This window comes from Comamonas sp. FUJ_7 (assembly GCF_057369555.1).
This window is the reverse complement of the sequence record NZ_JBXXZI010000009.1, coordinates 161,984-178,388: the sequence shown is the minus strand read 5'-3', so window position 1 is coordinate 178,388 and position 16,405 is coordinate 161,984. Positions and strand designations below refer to the sequence as shown.

Here is a 16,405-nt window from a genome sequence, read left to right as displayed (position 1 = left end):
GGATGCTTCGAAAGTGGGAGCGCATAGCGCACGTCTGCTAAAGACTTGAGGCTTATAAATACCGGATATCCAAAAAAAGAGAGCGCCTGGCGCTCTCTTTTTTATGCAGGCTTTGCTGATCTCTTAATAGGGGGCAGCCTGGCCCTTGACAAATACCCGAAGCTCGCCATTCTGGAAGGATGTCCACTGTTCGTTCTGGGTGAGCGGGGCGGTGACGATGATGGCAACTTTGTCCTGGGGCGTGGTTTCGCGGGAAAAGTCCACGCTCAGGTCTTCATCGGAGAGTTGTGCTTGGGCGAAGGGGTGTTGGCGCTCGATGTAGCAGAGGTGGGTGGTTGCATGGGCCCAGAGCGCTTCACCGTTGGAGAGCAGGAAGTTGAAGGTGCCGTGCGGGGCTATTTTGGCGGCCAGCTCGCGCAGGGTGTGGGTCAGCTCTTTGATGCTGGGAACGCCGGCGTGGGACTTCCACAGCTCTTGCATGATCCAGCAGAAGGCTTGCTCGCTGTCGGTGTTGCCTACGGGCTGGAAATGGGCATGCAGCTTGGGGGCGAAGTTCTTGAGGTCACCGTTGTGCGCAAACACCCAGTTGCGGCCCCAGAGCTCGCGCACAAAGGGGTGGCAGTTCTGCAGGCTGACCACACCCTGGGTGGCCTTGCGGATATGGGCGATGACGTTGGTGCTCTTGATCGGGTACTCACGGATGAGCTTGGCGATCTGGGAGTCTACGGCGCGTTCGTGATCGACGAAGTGGCGCAGGCCTTTGTCTTCGAAAAAGGCGATGCCCCAGCCGTCGGTGTGGTCCCCGGTATTGCCTGCGCGCTGGGTGAAGCCCGAGAAGCTAAAGCGCACATCGGTGGGCGTGTTGCAGTTCATTCCAAGCAGCTGGCACATGGCGTCGTCATATCTTTCAAGCAAAAAAGGTTTATAGCTTAAGAATACGGGCTCGATGGCGTTCGCTCTAGCGGCGCATGCAGCAGCGTTGCTCGCTATCAAATATGAGTTGCCAGCAACAGGCATGAAAAAAGCAGCCTAAGCTGCTTGGCACCAGTGCATGGCGGTGGCTTATTCGCGGTCCAGCCAGAGCTTGCCGCCGGTGGCCCAGTCGTGGCGCTTGATGTCGGTGATGATGATGTCCACCGACTCGGGTGAGCCGCCCAGCACTTCCACGCTGACGCGGGTGATTTCTTCGACCAGCTTGCGCTTTTGCTCGACGGTACGGCCTTCCATCATTTCTACGTGGTAGGTGGGCATGGTTCTCTCCTGCTGAATGAAGCGCCGATGATAAATCAGGTGCGCTCAGGTGCTGGATGGCATCGGTAGGTTCGGGCCGGGCTGTGCGCAGAGGGGGCAGATGCAGGCTTTGCCGCGTGCTTCGGCAGGCAGCTGGGCCAGTGCGTCTTGTGACACGGCCGTCTGCATGCACCAGCAGCTTTCTGGCGGCAGACCGGCGCTGATGGCGCACTGGTTGGGTTGGCCGCACAGGGGGCAGCGGCTGGTGTCTATGGCGGGATGGATGGGCATGGCGTCAGTGTAGAAGCCCGCTTGCATTGATCCGGTCACGGCCAAGAAAAATGCACTCGATGCGCAGACATGGAGTGCATTTTTGATAGCTGCTTGCGCTTGCCTTTCCTCAGTTTGATCATGAAACTGATCTGAAACCTAGGGAAGACATGCGCCAGCCGCTCTGATTGAAGGAGCGGCTGGGCAGGCGGGCTTAGCGTTTAAGCGCCGGCCTTGACCTTCAGGCGCCAAGCATGCAGCAGGGGTTCAGTGTAGCCAGAAGGCTGTTCCTTGCCCTTGAAGACCAGATCCAGAGCGGCCTGGTAAGCAGCGCCGTCAGGGTTGGCCACCAAGCTTTTGTAGGCGGCGTCGCCGGCGTTTTGCTCGTCCACCACCTTGGCCATGCGGGCAAAGCTGTCGCGCACCATGGCTTCGGTCACGATGCCGTGCTGCAGCCAGTTGGCAATGTGCTGGCTGGATATGCGCAGCGTGGCGCGGTCTTCCATCAGGCCCACGTTGTGGATGTCGGGCACCTTGGAGCAGCCCACGCCCTGGTCAATCCAGCGCACCACATAGCCCAGGATGCCCTGAACGTTGTTGTCCACTTCTTGCTGCTTTTCAGCGTCGGACCAGTTGGGGTTGGTGGACACGGGCACTTGCAGGATGGCGTTGATCAGATCGTCGCGTGCGGCATCGGCGTCGGTCTTTTCCAGCTCTTGCTGCACTTCGGCCACATTGACCTGGTGGTAGTGAAGAGCGTGCAGCGTGGCACCGGTGGGCGAGGGCACCCAGGCGGTGTTGGCACCAGCCTTGGGCTGGGCAATCTTTTGCTCCAGCATGGCCTTCATCAGGTCTGGCATGGCCCACATGCCCTTGCCGATCTGAGCGCGGCCGCGCAGGCCCATGCTCAGGCCAACCAGCACGTTGCTCTTTTCGTAAGCAGGCAGCCAGGCGCAGGTCTTCATGTCGGCCTTGCGAACCATGGGGCCGGCATACATGGCGGTGTGCATTTCGTCGCCGGTGCGGTCCAGGAAGCCGGTGTTGATGAAAGCCACGCGTGCAGGAGCAGCGGCGATGGCGGCCTTCAGGTTCACGCTGGTGCGGCGCTCTTCGTCCATGATGCCCAGCTTGACGGTGTTCTCGGGCAGGCCCAGAACTTGCTCAACGCGGCCAAACAGTTCGTTGGCGAAAGCAGCTTCGGCGGGGCCGTGCATCTTGGGCTTGACGATGTAGACGCTGCCGGTGCGGCTGTTCTGGATGCCATTGGCGCCATTGCCCTTGAGGTCGTGTATGGCGATGGCGGTGGTGATCATGGCGTCCATGATGCCTTCGGGGATTTCCTTCTTGTCCGCGCCCCACAGAACGGCCGGGTTGGTCATCAGGTGGCCCACGTTGCGCAGGAACATCAGCGAGCGGCCATGCAGCTTCAGGGGCTGGCCATCGGCACCGGTGTATTCGCGGTCGGCATTCAAGCCGCGGGTCACGATCTTGCCGCCCTTTTCGAAGGACTCGGTCAGCGTGCCCTTCAAGATGCCCAGCCAGTTGGCGTAGCCGTTGACCTTGTCTTCGGCATCCACGGCGGCCACGGAGTCTTCCAGGTCGAGGATGGTGGACAGAGCGGCTTCGACCACCACATCGGCCACGCCAGCGGCGTCAGAGCCACCGATGGGTGTTGCCTTGTTGATGATGATGTCGATGTGGATGCCGTTGTTCTTCAGCAGAACCGAGGAGGGTGTTGCTGCAGAGCCCTGGTAGCCAACGAACTTGGCTTCGTCTTTCAGGCCGGTCTTGCCGCCGTCCTTCAAGGTCACGACCAGCTTGCCGCCTTCAACAGCGTAGCCGGCGGCATTCTTATGCGAGCCGGAGGCCAGAGGGGCCGCCTGATCCAGGAAGTTGCGAGCGAACTCAATCACCTTGGCGCCGCGCACAGGGTTGTAGCCCTTGCCCTTTTCAGCACCACCTTCTTCGCTGATGACATCGGTGCCATACAGCGCGTCGTACAGGGAGCCCCAGCGTGCATTGGCAGCGTTCAGTGCGTAGCGGGCGTTCAGGATAGGTACGACCAGTTGAGGGCCGGCTTGAACGGCCAGCTCGGCGTCCACGTTTTCGGTCGTGGCCTTGGCGCCAGCGGGCTGCTCGACCAGGTAGCCGATGGTGGTCAGAAACTGACGATAGGCCACCATGTCGGTGATGGGGCCGGGATTGGCCTTGTGCCAGGTGTCTAGCTCGGCTTGCAGGCGGTCACGCTCGGCCAGCAGAGCAGCATTCTTGGGGGCCAGGTCGGCGACGATCTGATCAAAGCCCTTCCAGAAGACTTCTTGATCTACACCAGTGCCGGGCAGCACTTGTGCATTCACAAAGTTGTACAGCTCGTTGGCTACTTGCAGGCCGTGGACTTGGGTGCGATCAGTCATAGGAAACCTCTGGTTGATGTCTCTAGATATTCAGTAGTCGTTGCCCATCATGGGCAGCGTGTCATGACACTGTATTTGAATTATTTGAGTACATAAATAGCCTAAAAAGTTTAAAACTGATGATATTTATGTATGTAATCTCCGGGTTTCATTGAAGACCCAAGGCTTGGGTCTTTGGCTTCTGATCAGTTCTGATGCAAGAAAGCAAGATGAACGAGGGTGGAAGGAGGGGAGAAGTCCTCTTCCGCCGTGGCCTGAGATGTTGAGGTACTTTGGTTTTTCACTGAGGAGCGATGCAAGACGCTGATTTGAAAGATTTTTTCAGGGTGTTAAGAAAAAGGAGCATCTTTCATTGTCGAAAAATCGGCTACCTGATGACGAGGCGTTGTCTGTCATAAATTCACAATTGAAATCAGAAATGATTTGTTAGACTTGAAACATCTGATCATCTTTTGATCTCAATCAGTAAATCTTTATCAAGGAGCCCTCATGGCAAATCTGAACGAAAGCCTGCAAGATCTGATGACCCTCGACGGCGCTCTGTGCGCGGCGGTGGTGGATTACAACAGCGGCATGCTGTTGGCCAGCGTGGGATCTGGCGTTGATCTGGAACTGGCTGCTGCAGGTAACACTGAAGTGGTGCGCGCCAAGATGAAGACCATGAAGTCTCTGGGTCTGCAGGACACGATTGAAGACATCCTGATCACTCTGGGCAAGCAGTACCACATCCTGCGCCCCGCAGAAAAGCTGAACGGCATTTTTGTGTACTACGTGCTGGACAGCGGCCGCGCGAACCTGGCTTTGGCGCGTCGCAAGATTTCCGATGTGGAATCCAAGATGACCATGTAATTCAGCGCAAGCTGAATGCGAAAAACGGGCCTCAAGGCCCGTTTTGCTTTTAGAAAGTGTTGGTGTGCAGCGGCCAACGCCTCACTCAGGCTGCAATCAGCGGTGCGCGAAACTGATAGCCCACTTTTTGCTGAGACTGCAAGGGAACCGCTACGGGGGTGGCGCGCTCGATGCGGCGGCGCAGGCGGTAGATGGTGGCGTGCAGGCTGTTGTCAGACTCCGCTGCGCTGGTGTGGCCGAGCAGGCTGCGAATGTGTTCACGGCTGACGGTCTCGCCCTGGGCCTGCAAAAAGCACTCCATCAGCATCAGGTCTGTCGCGCTCAGCTCCACGCTTTGGCCATCAGGGGCAATCAGCAGGCTGCGGCGGCTGTCCAGCTTCCAGGCTGTGGCCGTTTTGGCCGTGGTCATGATGCGGCGGTGCACAGCGCGCACTGCCAGCTCCACCTGCTCGAAGGTCACGGGTTTGGTGAGATACATGTCTGCGCCCGCGTTGATGACTTCGGCAAAGACCTCCGAGCCCAGCCGGCCAGAGACGATGAGCACTCCAGCCTGGGTGCGTTTGCGGATGATGCGCAGCAGCTCGGTTCCTGCCACACCGGGCAGCATCAGGTCCAGCACATAAAAGTCGAAACGGTAGGGCGCTTCGTCGGCCAGCAAGTCGCTGCTGTCGCTGTAAGCCGTGACATCCACGCCCTGGCTGCGCAGGTGCTGAGCCAGAAATTCGCAGTACTCGGTGTCGTCGTCAACCAGGGCAAGAGTGGCAGGCAGCATGGGCGGTTCTTATTCGGCGAGGCCTTGAGGAATGACCAGGCGCATGATCGTGCCATGCGGACTGTGAGGCAGAGCCTCTACTGTACCTTGGTGCAGCTGCAGCACCGAGCGCACGATGAACAGGCCCAGCCCTGCACCGGGGCGGCTATGACTGTTGCTGCCGCGTGAGCCTTTGTCGAAAAGGCGTGGGCGAAGCTCCTCGGGGATGCCGGGGCCGAGGTCTCGCACTTCCAAGATCAGTGCCAGTGGCTCATCGGACTCTGCAATGCTCAGTTGCACCTGCGTATCGACAGGCGCATAGGCCAAGGCGTTGTTGAGCAGGTTGCGAATCGTCAGTCGCATCAGCGCGGGATGCAGCTGCACTGTGCGTGGCTGGGTCAACCATTGCACATTGACACGAGGGCGCAGATCGGCCGCAATATCGTGCAGCACCAGCTTGATGAGTGTGGGCAGGTCAGTCTCTGTAGATGCTCCGGCCTTGCCGCCCACGGCCAGGATGGTGCCGGCGGCCAGGGTGTTGTCCAGGGTGCTGATGACTTGCTGCAGTACATGCTCTGCTCTGTGCAGGGCTTTGGTGGCGGGCGCGGCATCGGCCATGTGAAGGTCATCAATGGCCTTGAGCGTGGCCTGCATGGCTGCCGAGGCGTTGTTCAAGGGTTGGCGAATTTCATGCGACAGCAGTTGCAGCATTTCGTTGTGCTCGGTGAGCATGGCGGTGCGCCAGTCCAGCAGGGTGCGCAGCTTGTCCAGTTCGCCGGCATCGCTGCGGTTGCTGCGCAGCTGCTGGTGCAGGGTTTGCAGCTGAGCGTGCTGACGGGCAATGACTTCACCACGTGCGTACTCCCGGCTTACATCGAAAAACTGCATCAGTACGTCATGCCGGCCCTGTGCATCGGGGGAGCCGGGAGTGAGCTGTATGCGGCGGTGGCGCTGTGCGCCTAACTCATCCTGCCGAGTCTCGTCATATTCTTGGCGCAGGCCTTGGGCTGCGGCGGCAAAGCGCGGGCCGTGGAAATGCCAGTCTTGCGCAGACAGCAGTTGCTGCAAGGGCCTGCCGACGATGACTGCCTGTGGCACCACATCAAACCACTGACGCCAGGCGGGCGTGGCCATGATCAGCTGTTCTTCGGCGCTCCAGATGGCGCAGCCTTGATCGGTGCGGCTGAGCAGGTCGAGAAGCTGGGATGCGGAAAAAGAAGGGGCGCTCATGAAGGCCAGCCGCAAGGGCTTGGTAGATGTGACTGAACGCGATCATAGGAGGAAAGCACTGGAGGGGTGGTGCTTCATGGTCGGGGCGAATAACCGATATTCCTGGATCGTAAAAACGGTAAATTTTGATATAAACGTATATAAATATCCAATATCTATTGTTAACTTGTGACTTCTAGTTGCGGTATAACGCGGCAAGGTCATATGCTATGACAGCATATAAGGTGCATCAACGAATCTAAAGTCATAGCGCTTAGCGTTGTCGCTGTATTGGATTTCGATAAAAAACATTACTAAATCAAGACTGCTCAATCGGTTTGCGCTTCTGATTCAGGAGCTCAGGCTCGCCGCAGCAGGAGACAACACGGACCAGACAGGAGCAGCGGTCATGGATAAGCTCAAGGCTTTCGAGTCTTTTGTATCGGTAGCGACCAGGGGCAGCTTGACAGCTGCTGCCAAGGCCGAGGGCGTGGCACCCGCCATCATGGGGCGCAGGCTGGATGCGCTGGAAGAGCACCTGGGCGTCAAGCTCATGGTGCGCACCACACGCCGCATTTCCCTCACCCACGAGGGCAGTGCATTTCTGGAGGATTGCCAGCGTTTGCTGTCCGATGTGTGCAATGCCGAGGCCAGCGTCAGCGCCGGTGGCGTCAAGGCTACGGGGCATCTGCGCATCACGGCACCGGCCGGTTTTGGCCGCCGTCATGTCGCTCCATTGGTGCCGCGCTTTCGCGATCTGCACCCCGATGTGACTATCTCCCTGAATCTCAGCGATCGTGTGGTCGACTTGGCCGGCGAAGGCTTTGACTGCGCCGTGCGGGTGGGCGATTTGGCAGATTCGGCGCTGGTCAGCGTGCGCATTGCTGACAACCGTCGCCTGTGCGTGGCGACACCAGCCTATCTGGAGCGCCGCGGCATCCCCAAACACCCCAGCGAACTGACACAGCACGACTGCCTGACGCTCTCGTCCGATGCCTCGCAAACGCGTGGCTGGGCCTTTCGCATCCCGCATCCCGAAAGCGGTACCAGCGAGGTAGTGCACTTCAAACCCGGTGGCCCGCTGGACTGCTCGGACGGACAGGTACTGCACGACTGGTGTCTGGGTGGCTGGGGCATTGCCTGGCGCAGCACCTGGGAAGTCGAGGCCGAGATCGCCGCAGGCCGTCTTGTGCCGGTGCTGGAAGACTTTGCGGCACCTCCCAACGGTATCTTTGTGGTCTTCCCTCAGCGCAAGCACATGCCGCTGCGCGTGCGCATGTGGATCGACTACCTCAAGCACCATTACAACCAGCCGGATTTCTTTCGCCTGGGTGTGGATGCCTGAGCAATCTTGAATCGGTAGACAATGGGCGGGTCGTTGCAGTTCTTGGCGGACTGCAGAATCCGTCCTTTTTCTTTTGCGAAACCATGACTTTTGAAGCTGTGCTTGCCAGCGCCCACCTGCTGGCGATTCTGACTCTGGTGGTGTTTCTGACGAGCCAGGCGGCTTTGTGCCGGGTCGAGTGGATGAGTGCTGCCGTGGTGCAGCGCCTGGCCCGCCTGGACATGATTTATGGCATTGCCGCCCTTGCTTTGCTGCTGACAGGTATTGCGCGTCTGGTCTGGGGCGTCAAAGGCATGGGTGGCTATGTGGCCTCGCCGCTGTTTCACATCAAGATGACGCTGTTTGTCGTGGCCGTGCTGCTGTCGCTCAAGCCAACGTTCACCTTCCGTCGCTGGAAGAAGACGCTGGATGCCACCGGCCAGCTGCCCGCGCCGCAAGAGGTCAAGCAGACCCGCAAGTGGGTGATGTGGCAAGGCCATCTGGTGCCTGTGATCGCCGTGATCGCTGTTTTCTGGGCACGCGGCATGTAGAGCGGTTGCTGTGCTTGCATGGCTTGCTTGCTTGCTTGTGCGATGCGCGGCCGCCACGCTGCAATGCCTTGTTGCGGGCACGCAATCCAGCTTGGCTGCGCGGATAGAGGTAGCCACGTAAAATCCCGCAATGCTTTCCGTCAAACAAGAATTGCTCGCTGCTCTGGCTGCTGAGCTCGAAACACTCTCGCCCGGCGCTGGCGCACGCGCTGCGTTTGAAAACCCCAAAGTGGCAGCCCATGGCGACTTCGCTTGTACGGCGGCCATGCAGCTGGCCAAGCCTTTGAAGGCCAATCCTCGCGCTCTGGGTGAGCAGCTCAAGACCGCACTGGAGGCTACGGCGGCCTTTCAGCAATGGGTGGATGCGATTGAAATTGCAGGCCCTGGCTTTCTCAACATCCGCCTCAAGCCCGCTGCCAAGCAGGAAGTGGTGCGTGAAGTGTTGGGTCAGGCCGAGAAGTTCGGCTATCAGGCCGACCGCGGCGAAAACATTTTGGTCGAGTTCGTCTCGGCCAACCCCACTGGCCCGCTTCACGTGGGTCACGGCCGTCAGGCGGCGATTGGCGACGCCATCAGCAATCTGTACTCCACCCAGGGCTGGAAGGTGCACCGCGAGTTCTATTACAACGACGCGGGCGTGCAGATCGACACCCTGACCAAGTCCACTCAGCTGCGCGCCAAGGGGCACAAGCCCGGCGACGAGTGCTGGCCTACCGACAGTGACAACCCGCTGGCCAAGAATTTCTATAACGGCGACTACATTGCCGATATTGCCGAAGCCTTCAAGGCCAAGCAAACCATCAAGGCCGATGACCGCGAGTTCACCGCCAATGGTGATGTGGACGACTATGACAATATCCGCCAGTTCGCTGTTGCCTATCTGCGCAACGAGCAGGACAAGGATCTGCAGGCCTTCAATCTGAAGTTCGACCAGTACTATCTGGAATCGAGCCTGTACGAAAACGGCTATGTCGAAGAAACCGTCAACCGCCTGATCGCCAACGGCAAGACCTATGAGCAGGATGGCGCGCTGTGGCTCAAGTCCACCGACTACGGTGACGACAAAGACCGCGTGATGCGCAAGACCGACGGCGGCTACACCTACTTTGTGCCCGATGTGGCCTATCACATCCAGAAGTTCAAGCGCGGCTTCACCAAGGTGGTGAACATTCAGGGCACCGACCACCACGGCACCATTGCCCGCGTGCGCGCTGGCCTGCAGGCTGCCGATGTCGGTATTCCCGAAGGCTACCCTGACTACGTGCTGCACACCATGGTGCGCGTGGTGCGCAACGGCGAAGAGGTCAAGATCAGCAAGCGCGCTGGCTCCTACGTCACGCTGCGCGACCTGATCGAGTGGACCAGCAAGGACGCTGTGCGCTTCTTCCTGCTGAGCCGCAAGCCTGACACCGAGTACACCTTTGACGTCGATCTGGCCGTCGCCCAGAACAACGACAACCCCGTGTACTACGTGCAGTACGCCCATGCCCGCATTCAGTCCGTGCTGCGCGCCTGGCAAGAAGCTGGTGGTGCAGGCGTTGCGGTGCTCAAGGATGTCGATTTGTCGGCACTGGAAGGCACGCAGGCTCAAGCCCTGATGCTGCTGCTGGCCAAGTACCCCGAGATGCTGACAGCAGCTGCCGCTGGTAATGCTCCGCACGACGTGACTTTCTATCTGCGTGATCTGGCCTCGGCCTATCACAGCTACTACGATGCCGAGCGCATTCTGGTCGACGACGAGAAGGTCAAGCTGGCACGCTTGGCACTGGTCGCCGCCACCGCCCAGGTGTTGCACAATGGCTTGGCTGTGCTGGGTGTGAGCGCACCTGAGCGCATGTAATCCCGTTCTCAGGGCCGCTGAAGGCTCTGAAAACGGCATAACTGAAGCAGAAAGCGTTAAGCGACTGATATGAAGAACCAGCAACGCGGTGGAACCATCCTGGGCTTGATCTTTGGTATGGTCATCGGCCTGGCGGCGGCGTTGGCCGTTGCCATCTATGTGACCAAGGTGCCAGTGCCTTTCCTGAACAAGGGGGGCAACAATACCGAAAGAGATGCGGCAGAGGCTGAGCGCAATAGAAACTGGGACCCCAATGCGCCTTTGCAAGGCCGCCAGCCTGCCCCGCCTGCGGTGGCTGCGCCTCCCAGTGATGTGACCGTGACGCCTCCAACACCAGCGGTACAACCTACGGCAACCGGCGGAGTTGCTACACCGCCCGTATCTGCCTCGTCGGAGCAGCCGGCCAAACCGGCCTCGGGTGACCCGCTGGGTGACTTGGTCAAGGAGCGCTCGGCCGCTGCGGACAAGGCAGAAAAGGCACGGGCAGAAAGAGAGAAGGCCGCTCAGGCTGCCTCGTCTGACTCGGCTTTCAACTATTTTGTGCAGGCGGGTGCCTTCCGGGGCCAGAGCGAGGCGGAAGCCCAGCGCGCCAAGCTGGCCATGCTGGGCTGGGAGTCGCGTATCAGCGAACGTGAGCAAAACGGCATCACCGTCTTCCGCGTGCGTGTCGGCCCGTTCGGCAAGCGTGATGATGCAGAGCAGCTCAAGGGCAAGCTCGATGGCGCGGGTGTGGACTCGACGCTGGTGAGAGCGGCGAAGTAAGAGGCTCCCCTGAGGCGCTTTGCGCCTTCCCCCAATGGGGACAACATATCGCTGCGGGGAGTCCCTTGCTTGATGCTTCTGGCCTGCCCCGCTGTTCGTTTTAGTGTTGGCTGAACTTTTTGGAGCCGATATGCTCTGATACTGCAGACCTGATACAGGAGTTTGTTTAGATGAAACGTCGCGAATTCTCTCTGGCTGCCTCGGCAGCTGCTGCCGGTGCTCTGACTTTGGGCACCTCCTCCAGCTGGGCCCAGGGCGCTGCGCCCAGGGAAGGCAAGGACTACGTCAAGCTGGGCAAGCCTGCCAGCGTGAGCGCACCTGCCGGCAAGGTCGAAGTGGTGGAGTTCTTCTGGTACAGCTGCCCCCACTGCAACGTGTTTGAGCCGCAGTTCGAGGCCTGGGCCAAGACACAGCCTGCCGATGTGGTGGTGCGTCGCGTTCCCGTGGCGTTCAATGCTTCTTTTGTGCCCCAGCAAAAGCTGTATTTCGCACTGGAAGGCATGAATCTGCTGCCTCAGTTGCATGCCAAGGTGTTCCGCACCATTCATGTGGAGCGCAACCTGCTCAAGACCGATGACGCCATTTTTGACTGGGTCGGCAAGCAGGGCGTGGATCTGGCCAAGTTCAAGGAGGTCTACAACTCCTTCACCGTGGCCAACCAGTCACGCAAGGCTGCGCAGTTGCAAAATGAATATGACGTGGAAGGCGTGCCTGCCATGGGTGTGGCAGGCCGCTACTACACCGATGGCACCAAGGCCGGCAATATGGATAACGTGCTGCGCGTCGTCAATGCGCTGATCGCTTCCAGTCGCAAGGCCTGATCGGCAATGATCGATTGCACGGGTATCTGATGCCTGACAAGCCCGCCGCTGAGCGGGCTTTTTTGTGAGTGCTTTTTACGCAGCCTGTAAAAAAGGAATGACTACAATGCAGCGAATGCAAGAAACGTGCCTTCTATGAAAAAATCACTTCTTCCTCTTGCCCTGGCCTGTGCCCTGGCAGCAGCGACCGGTATGGCCCATGCTGAAAAGGCCGATAGCGCCAAGCCCATGAATATCGAGGCGGATGCACTGCGTCACGACGAGTTGCAGCAGACCAGTGTCTTCACCGGCAATGTGGTGATGACCAAGGGCTCCATCGTGCTGCGTGGTGCGCAGCTCGATGTGCGTCAGGACGCCGAGGGCTATCAGTACGGAGTGATCAAGGCAGAGGCTGGCAAGCGCGCTTTCTTCCGCCAGAAGCGCGATACCGTTGCCGGTCAGCCTGAAGAGTTCATCGAAGGCGAGGGCGAAGTCATCGAATACGACGGCAAGGCCGATATCGTCAAATTTATTCGCCGTGGCGAGATGCGCCGCTATCGTGGTGGTCAGCTCAGCGATCAGGTCACAGGCTCCGTCATCGTCTACAACAACATCACTGATGTCTACACGGTCGATGGCCAGAAGACCAGCGGCGGCTTGCCCAGCTCTTCCGTGGGGCAGGGCGGCCGTGTGCGCGCCATCATGGCACCCAAGGAGGGCTCACCGGGTGCACAGCCCAAGCCCGCCACACCCGCAACGGAAATGCGCCAGAGCATGACTCTGGGTGGCGAGAAAGACGACGAGAAAAAATGATCGAACCGACTTTCTCTGACTCTGGTCACGGCCGCACAGGCGAGGCGAGCAGCCGCCTGGAAGCCAAGCATCTGGCCAAGTCCTATGGCAGCCGCAAGGTGGTCAAGGATGTGTCGCTGTCCGTGCAAAAAGGCGAGGTCGTCGGTCTGCTCGGCCCCAACGGCGCGGGCAAGACCACCTCGTTTTACATGATCGTGGGCCTGGTGCGCAGTGATGGCGGCGAGATCTTTATCGACGGCCAGGCTGTGGGCGGCATGCCGATCCACCAGCGCTCGCGCCTGGGCCTGTCCTATCTGCCCCAGGAAGCCTCGATCTTTCGCAAGCTCAGCGTGGAAGACAATGTGCGCGCCGTGCTGGAGCTGCAAAAAGACGAGCAGGGCAAGACGCTCACGCGTGATGAAATCGAAAAGCGCCTGACCGGTCTGCTGCAGGAGCTACGTGTCGAGCACCTGCGTCAGTCGCCGGCGCTGGCGCTGTCCGGTGGTGAGCGTCGGCGTGTGGAAATCGCCCGCGCCCTGGCCACGCAGCCGCGTTTCATCTTGCTGGACGAGCCATTTGCCGGTATCGACCCGATTGCGGTGATCGAGATCCAGCGCATCATCGGCTTCCTCAAGGAGCGCGGCATCGGTGTGCTGATTACCGACCACAACGTGCGCGAAACCCTGGGCATTTGCGACCACGCTTTCATCATCAGCGACGGTCATGTGCTGGCTGAAGGCACACCAGAGCAGATTGTGGAGAACGCTGACGTGCGCCGTGTCTATCTGGGTGAGCATTTCCGGATGTGATGGTTATGCCTCCCATGCTTCCTCATTTCGTGTGGTCCCTGCCCCAGCCTTGGGTACAAGGGGCTCTGACCGGCTGCGCCCGGGCTTGCTTTGGGGCGGCCCGGCGGCGAAATCAGCCGGCTATTGATAGCGCGGGAGCCTCGCCACGATGAAACCAGGGCTGTCGCTACGCGTATCGCAACACCTGTCGCTGACTCCGCAGCTGCAGCAATCGATTCAGCTGCTGCAGCTGTCCACACTGGAGCTGGCACAGGAAGTCGAGCAGATGTTGATCGACAACCCTTTTCTGGAGCGAGCAAGCGACGAGGCAGACACCACGGCTGATGCTCCTGTAGAAATAGCGGCTAGCGCTGGTGAATACAGTACTTCAGATGGAATTCATGCTGATAATGAGTTCCAGAAAGCGCAATCAGCTACGGAAACGGTAGCGGAAGCTCTTAACCTCGAGACACCCGAAACCCTGAACTGGGAAACCGACGGCATTGACGGCCAGGACGGCGAATGGGGCGGCGAGTCCAGCAGCGAGTGGGATGCGCCATCGGTCCGCAGCTCCACGCACAACCGTGATGGCGATGACGAGACCGATGCCATCGATCTCGCACGCGAACACCAGAGCCTGACCGACTTTTTGCACCACCAGGCGCTGAGTTTGCATCTGGGCGCGGCAGATACGGCGGCGCTGCGCTTTCTCATCGAGTCGCTCAGCGACGACGGCTATCTCGAAGAGTCATTGCAAGAGCTGGCGCAAAGTCTGGCGGGCGACGACCTAGAAGAGCGCGAAGAGCTGGAGCAGCACTTTGCCATTGCGCTCAAGCTGCTGCAAAGCCTGGAGCCCGTGGGCGTGGGGGCACGCGATCTGGCCGAGTGTCTGCAGCTGCAGCTGCGCGATCTGATTCGGGAAGCCGAGGACGAGGGCACGACAGCGGCCCATATGAGCCGCCTGCTGCTGGCGCAGTCCATCTGTGCCCAGCCCATGGACCTGCTGGCGCGGCGCGATTTGCGCAAGCTTGCCAGCCTGTGCGGCGCTCGCGAAGAGCAGCTGCGCGAGGCCATCACGCTGATCGCCCGCCTTGAGCCGCGACCGGGTCGGCGCTTTGTCGACGTGGAGCGCAATATCGTGGTGCCCGATGTCATCGTGCGCCCGGTGCGAGCCAGCTCGGGCCGGGTGGACTTTTCGGTGCAGCTCAATCCCGAAGTCATGCCCAAGCTGCGTGTACATGACATCTACGCCAGCGTGCTGCGCCGTCACAAAGGCAGCGAAGGACATGCTGCGCTGCAGCAGCGCTTGCAGGAGGCGCGCTGGTTGATCAAGAACATTCAGCAGCGCTTCGACACCATCTTGCGGGTGTCCGAAGCCATCGTGGAGCGGCAGAAAAACTTCTTTGTGCATGGTGAACTGGCCATGCGCCCGCTGGTGCTGCGCGACATTGCCGATCAGCTGGGCCTGCACGAATCCACCATCAGCCGCGTGACCACGGCCAAGTACATGGCCACGCCGCAAGGCACGTTCGAGCTCAAATACTTTTTTGGCTCGGGTCTGGGCACGGAAACCGGCGGCAGTGCCTCGAGCACGGCCGTGCGTGCGCTGATCAAGCAGTTTGTCGATGCCGAGAACCCGAAAAAGCCGCTGTCGGATGCCAAGCTGGCCGACATGCTCAAGGAGCAAGGCATCGAATGCGCGCGTCGCACCGTGGCCAAATACCGCGAGCAGCTCAAGATACCAACGACTACGTTGCGCAAGGCACTGTAAATACGCTGTAAACAAGAAAGCCGCTGATGCAATGCACAGCGGCTTTTTTGTTGCGTCTGGCTTGACCTTACTTCGTGGGAACCAGCCACCAGATGAATAGCGCCAGAACTGCAATCATCAAGCCAAACTTCAAAATCTTGTAGAAGGTCGGATTCCAGTCGCGGAACTTGCGGCGGTACTTGCCCATGTAGAACGAAACCTTGAACAGCTTGCTGATCATGCCGCGAGGGTCGCCCTCGCTATTTGGGGAGCTGGCGGCGGCCACTACATTCTTGCCCAGCCAGTGGTTGAGCCACTGGGCAAAGCCATTGGTCATGGGGCGCTCCACATCGCAAAACAGCACGATGCGGTTGCCTTCAGAGCGGTTTTCGGCCCAATGCATATAGGTCTCGTCAAAGATCACGCCTTCGCCTTCGCGCCAGCTGTAGGGCGTGCCGTCGACTTCGATCATGCAGCGGTCGTCATTGGGTGCCAGCACAGCCAGGTGGTAGCGCAGTGATCCGGCATAGGGGTCGCGGTGCAGATTGAGTTTGGCGCCGGGGGGCAGCTCGGCAAACATGGCGGCTTTCACGCTGGGGATGGATTTGACCAGCGCCGTGGTCTTGGGGCACAGCTCCATGGCCGAGGGGTGGGCATCGCCGTACCACTTCAGATAAAAGCGCTTCCAGCCGGTTTTGAAGAAGGAGTTGAAGCCTGCATCGTCGTTGTTGGCGGCGGCCTTGATCTGCATGTTCTTTTGCAGATTGACGGCTTCCTCGCGGATTTCGCGCCAGTTGGCCTGCAGCGGGGCCAGCTCGGGGAAGGTGCTGGTGGGCAGGTAGGGCGTGCGTGGCACCTTGCTGAACATCAGCATGAAGACGTTGAATGGCGCTGTGAACGTGGAGTGGTCAAACAATTGCTTGACCACTTTGTGACGCACCTTGCCGCGCAGGTGCATGTACAGCGCGCAGCCGAAGAACATGAGCACCAGGGCCAGAACGATGATTTTTGCCATAGGTTGCAATTTTACCGGGGCCACTTCAAACAGGTCATGGCTCAGGTCAAACGGCAGTGC

16 protein-coding genes are annotated in these 16,405 nt (G+C 59.5%); 9 read left to right on the top strand and 7 right to left on the bottom strand.

Translation table 11 applies throughout. The features are described from left to right. Positions 1 to 123: 123 nt before the first annotated feature. From AC2I9W_RS14665 to AC2I9W_RS14650, 4 genes are all read right to left on the bottom strand, one after another. Positions 124 to 891, bottom strand: a complete 768-nt coding sequence (locus AC2I9W_RS14665) for a class II glutamine amidotransferase (RefSeq protein WP_486410657.1) — start codon at positions 889 to 891, stop codon at positions 124 to 126. 171 nt (positions 892 to 1,062) lie between these two features. Next, positions 1,063 to 1,287: a 4-oxalocrotonate tautomerase gene (locus tag AC2I9W_RS14660; protein WP_486410668.1), complete on the bottom strand. Its 225-nt coding sequence runs from the start codon at positions 1,285 to 1,287 to the stop codon at positions 1,063 to 1,065. Between the two features lie 9 nt (positions 1,288 to 1,296). Beyond that, positions 1,297 to 1,521, bottom strand: coding sequence for a cysteine-rich CWC family protein (locus AC2I9W_RS14655; protein ID WP_486410656.1), 225 nt, complete (start codon positions 1,519 to 1,521; stop codon positions 1,297 to 1,299). A gap of 200 nt (positions 1,522 to 1,721) precedes the next feature. Beyond that, on the bottom strand, positions 1,722 to 3,914 hold the full coding sequence (locus AC2I9W_RS14650; RefSeq protein WP_486410655.1) for a malate synthase G: 2,193 nt from the start codon (positions 3,912 to 3,914) through the stop codon (positions 1,722 to 1,724). Positions 3,915 to 4,403: 489 nt separating this feature from the next. Between AC2I9W_RS14650 and AC2I9W_RS14645 the strand changes: the two genes are divergently transcribed. After that, positions 4,404 to 4,763: a hypothetical protein gene (locus AC2I9W_RS14645; RefSeq protein ID WP_486410654.1), complete on the top strand. Its 360-nt coding sequence runs from the start codon at positions 4,404 to 4,406 to the stop codon at positions 4,761 to 4,763. A gap of 85 nt (positions 4,764 to 4,848) precedes the next feature. Here the strand turns inward: AC2I9W_RS14645 and AC2I9W_RS14640 are convergent, their stop codons facing one another. Both AC2I9W_RS14640 and AC2I9W_RS14635 read right to left on the bottom strand, forming a co-directional pair. Next, positions 4,849 to 5,535, bottom strand: coding sequence for a response regulator transcription factor (locus AC2I9W_RS14640; RefSeq protein WP_486410653.1), 687 nt, complete (start codon positions 5,533 to 5,535; stop codon positions 4,849 to 4,851). A gap of 9 nt (positions 5,536 to 5,544) precedes the next feature. Then, positions 5,545 to 6,744, bottom strand: coding sequence for a sensor histidine kinase (locus AC2I9W_RS14635; protein ID WP_486410652.1), 1,200 nt, complete (start codon positions 6,742 to 6,744; stop codon positions 5,545 to 5,547). A 388-nt stretch (positions 6,745 to 7,132) separates the two neighbouring features. Between AC2I9W_RS14635 and AC2I9W_RS14630 the strand changes: the two genes are divergently transcribed. The 8 genes from AC2I9W_RS14630 to AC2I9W_RS14595 all read left to right on the top strand — a co-directional run bounded on the left by AC2I9W_RS14630 (position 7,133) and on the right by AC2I9W_RS14595 (position 15,351). Further along, on the top strand, positions 7,133 to 8,068 hold the full coding sequence (locus tag AC2I9W_RS14630; protein ID WP_486410651.1) for a LysR family transcriptional regulator: 936 nt from the start codon (positions 7,133 to 7,135) through the stop codon (positions 8,066 to 8,068). Positions 8,069 to 8,151: 83 nt separating this feature from the next. Continuing rightward, the gene (locus tag AC2I9W_RS14625) at positions 8,152 to 8,598 is read left to right on the top strand and encodes a DUF2214 family protein (protein WP_158393965.1); all 447 of its coding nucleotides are present in this window, start codon (positions 8,152 to 8,154) and stop codon (positions 8,596 to 8,598) included. 130 nt (positions 8,599 to 8,728) lie between these two features. Continuing rightward, entirely contained in the window at positions 8,729 to 10,438 is a 1,710-nt protein-coding gene (argS, locus tag AC2I9W_RS14620) for an arginine--tRNA ligase (RefSeq protein WP_486410650.1), read from the top strand. A 69-nt stretch (positions 10,439 to 10,507) separates the two neighbouring features. Beyond that, positions 10,508 to 11,200, top strand: a complete 693-nt coding sequence (locus tag AC2I9W_RS14615; protein ID WP_486410649.1) for an SPOR domain-containing protein — start codon at positions 10,508 to 10,510, stop codon at positions 11,198 to 11,200. 170 nt (positions 11,201 to 11,370) lie between these two features. Continuing rightward, the gene (locus tag AC2I9W_RS14610; protein WP_486410648.1) at positions 11,371 to 12,021 is read left to right on the top strand and encodes a thiol:disulfide interchange protein DsbA/DsbL; all 651 of its coding nucleotides are present in this window, start codon (positions 11,371 to 11,373) and stop codon (positions 12,019 to 12,021) included. A 135-nt stretch (positions 12,022 to 12,156) separates the two neighbouring features. Next, entirely contained in the window at positions 12,157 to 12,813 is a 657-nt protein-coding gene (gene lptA, locus AC2I9W_RS14605) for a lipopolysaccharide transport periplasmic protein LptA (RefSeq protein WP_486410647.1), read from the top strand. Next, on the top strand, positions 12,810 to 13,601 hold the full coding sequence (gene lptB / locus AC2I9W_RS14600) for an LPS export ABC transporter ATP-binding protein (protein WP_158393960.1): 792 nt from the start codon (positions 12,810 to 12,812) through the stop codon (positions 13,599 to 13,601). The genes lptA and lptB overlap by 4 nt, the downstream gene beginning before the upstream one ends. A gap of 148 nt (positions 13,602 to 13,749) precedes the next feature. After that, positions 13,750 to 15,351, top strand: a complete 1,602-nt coding sequence (locus AC2I9W_RS14595; protein ID WP_486410646.1) for an RNA polymerase factor sigma-54 — start codon at positions 13,750 to 13,752, stop codon at positions 15,349 to 15,351. A 67-nt stretch (positions 15,352 to 15,418) separates the two neighbouring features. On the opposite strand, the gene AC2I9W_RS14590 is transcribed toward AC2I9W_RS14595, so the two are convergent. Then, on the bottom strand, positions 15,419 to 16,345 hold the full coding sequence (locus tag AC2I9W_RS14590) for an aspartyl/asparaginyl beta-hydroxylase domain-containing protein (RefSeq protein ID WP_486410645.1): 927 nt from the start codon (positions 16,343 to 16,345) through the stop codon (positions 15,419 to 15,421). Positions 16,346 to 16,405: the final 60 nt, after the last annotated feature.